Here is a 2,833-nt window from a genome sequence, read left to right as displayed (position 1 = left end):
AACGGGACAGGCTTCAACGCAGGGAGCATTGTCACAGTGATTGCAGAAAGTTGGTTTATAGCTGTACTCTATATTGGGGAATTCTCCTGTGATTTCTTTTTCATTGCTGCACCAGAAAGTTCCTTCCTGTACATTGTTTTCGTTTTTGCAGGCGATCATACAGGCGCCGCAGCCGGTACAATCATGAAGATCAACTACCATTACATAATTAGCCATTATTTATCCCTCCTTAAGCTCTCTCTATGTTTACTTTAATGTGACTGTAAAAGGAAGTGCTGCCGCTCAATCTTTCGTATTCAGCCGGAATAATTTCATTGTTGTTGCCGCCGCGGGGTTCACCATCTGCAAAATCTTCAGCGGCTACTCTGCCGTAAGCCCAGTGGCCCATGCCGAAGGTTTTGCTGGCAGTACCCGGCTTTACAGCTTCCCAGACGTTGAGCTGACAGGTTATTTCTCCTGCCGGTGAGCTGACCACCACTTCATCTCCATCTTCCAGACCGAGCTCTTCTGCATCCCGGGGATGAATTTTAATCACATCAGCTTCGGTAGAATCACCCGGATCTATATCTTTCAGATCATAATACCAGTTAGCGTTTGCCGATCTGCCCTCTCGATTGAGAGCCGATTTGGAATCCACCAGCAGCAGAGGATATTCTTCATCATCGCCTACAGTATATGGTTCTTCATAGTGGGGCAGAAAAGCCAGTTCACCTTCTGCCTCATATTTACAGGCTTCCAGCACCTCTTCTATACTGACATCATGTTTTTCCGCATGTTCTTCCAGGGCTTCTTTTAAAGTCTCGCTGTAAAATTCAAAATCACCGGTGCTGTTGGTGAACTCACCCCAGTATTGTTGAAACTCGAATTCGTCGGAGTTCCAGACACCTGCTTCTTTAAAATCTTCCCAGCCGTCGAATTGATCGCCATGACTTTCCATCTCCGGATCCCAGACCGGCTGCATATAGTGTTTGGTGGCGTATTTGGCAAACTCTCTATAGTCCTCCGGCTCCTCCCCGGTTTCCGGATCGACTATAGTTTTGAAGTAATCGAGCATATTGCTGTAACCTTTTTCCGCCAGCTTTTCAGCCAGCAGCCAGGAAAATTCTGCCTCCGGCTCAATAAGCTCCCAGTGTCTGTTGATCATCGGTCGGCTGAGCCAGAAATGGGTGTGCAGGTTACCTTTTTGATAGAGCATGCCCCACTGTTCGAACATGTGATGGGTGGAGGGAATTACTATATCAGCATACTGAGTCATCTCTGATTGATGGGTTACCAGATGCACATAAAAATCCAGCTTGGACATGGCTTCATCCCAGCGCTCAGTTTCCGGGGCGGCGAAATTGAAGTTGTTCCAGTAGCCGATTCCCATTTTGATTTCATAGGGATCTTCTTCGATGATACCATCGGCAGAAAGGTTGGTGACAACTCCGCCGCCGCTTTCACCATCTTTAAAAGCGGGAAATTCCAGGCGGCCGCGGCGATCGATCATCTCGTGATCCAGTCCTTCGCGGGAAATGTCATCCAGGAATTCGCTGTGATCGGGAAAACTCTGGTTGGGCACACTGGCTCCGCGGACGGCGCCGCCTTCGTTATCTATAGAGCCTACCAGACCATTCAAACCGTGGATGGCCATAGAATTATAACCGCCGCGAGTCTGCATTACTCCACCGCCGCCCATAAATACACAGGCATGAGGAGCAGCTTCACCGAATTCAGCTGCCACTCGGACGATCTGTTCGGCGGGTATACCGGTTTTATCTGCCGCCCATTCGGGGGTTCTGTCTTTTAATTCTTCGTTCCACCATTTTACTACCCCGTGGGTATAGTTTTCTTCGAATTCATCTTCATCCACTTCTTCGCCTGCTGTAAATTTATTTTCACCGTCGACAAAATCACCGACAAATTCTTTATGCCAGAGCCCTTCAGTCAGTATGACATGGGCCATGGCCAGAGCCAGCGCTCCATCTTCCCCGGGTTTTACGGGCAGCCATTCATTGGATTTGGCGGCTGTGCGGGAAAAACGGGGATCTACAGTGGCTATTCTGGCCCCTTCCAGTATATTACCCCATTCGCGGGAATACAGCGAGACCTGGCGGTTGGATTGTATGGGATCGGTACCCCAGATCAAAATGTAATCGCTGTTCTGAAGGTCATAATCGCGATAAGCCCAGTATCCTTCGGTATAGTAAGGGCCGAATTTTTCTGCCTCGGCACAGATAGAACTGTGAGAAATTTTATTGGGAGAACCCACAAATTCAGGCAGGATACCGTAGAGAATATCCCGCAAACGTGTGTAACGCCCACGCCAGAGGACAAATTTATGGGATTCCCCATTCTCTCTCAGTTCTATGATCTTATCTGCTATTTCTTCGAAGGCTTCCTCCCAGGATATGGGCACAAATTCCGGATCTACATCTCTACCCTTTTCGGGATTTGTCCTTTTCATGGGTCTTTTTATTCTATCGGGATCATACACCTGCTGTAAACTTAGATGAGATCTGGGACAGCTGCTTTCCCCGTTGACTTTAGAACGGCTGTTGCCTCTTATTTTGATAACCCTGCCGTCGACGACATTCGCTTCCAGTGAACACCAGGATGTACAGCCGGCACAGCCGGTAGGAACCCACTCTCCGCTCTTATGTTCTCCTTCGGGCAGCACTTCATAGGGGTCTTCCTCGGCCAGCACTTTGTTGCCTGAGGTCGCTGAAAGACCCAAACCGAGAGCAGCACCGGTCGAGCCCATAACCTTCAAAAATTCTCGCCTCGAAATTCCTGACGTCTTATTCCGACTCATAAGATTCCCTCCAGGTTGCTTAAGTTATTTTTTTAACTT

General features: G+C 48.5%; 2 protein-coding genes. Both read right to left on the bottom strand.

Annotated features, from left to right (window positions below; genetic code table 11):
- Window positions 1-216 (bottom strand): 4Fe-4S dicluster domain-containing protein (locus tag BLT15_RS12905; protein WP_143423111.1); only part of this gene is annotated, 216 nt, incomplete at its 3' end.
- 13 nt (window positions 217-229) lie between these two features.
- Window positions 230-2,794, bottom strand: coding sequence for a molybdopterin-dependent oxidoreductase (locus BLT15_RS12900; RefSeq protein ID WP_089762477.1), 2,565 nt, complete (start codon window positions 2,792-2,794; stop codon window positions 230-232).
- Window positions 2,795-2,833: the final 39 nt, after the last annotated feature.

Origin of the sequence: Halarsenatibacter silvermanii, from assembly GCF_900103135.1 — a bacterium.
GTDB classification, from domain to species: domain Bacteria; phylum Bacillota; class Halanaerobiia; order Halanaerobiales; family Halarsenatibacteraceae; genus Halarsenatibacter; species Halarsenatibacter silvermanii.
The sequence above is the reverse complement of the archived record's forward strand: the minus strand, read 5'-3'. Positions and strand labels throughout refer to the sequence as shown.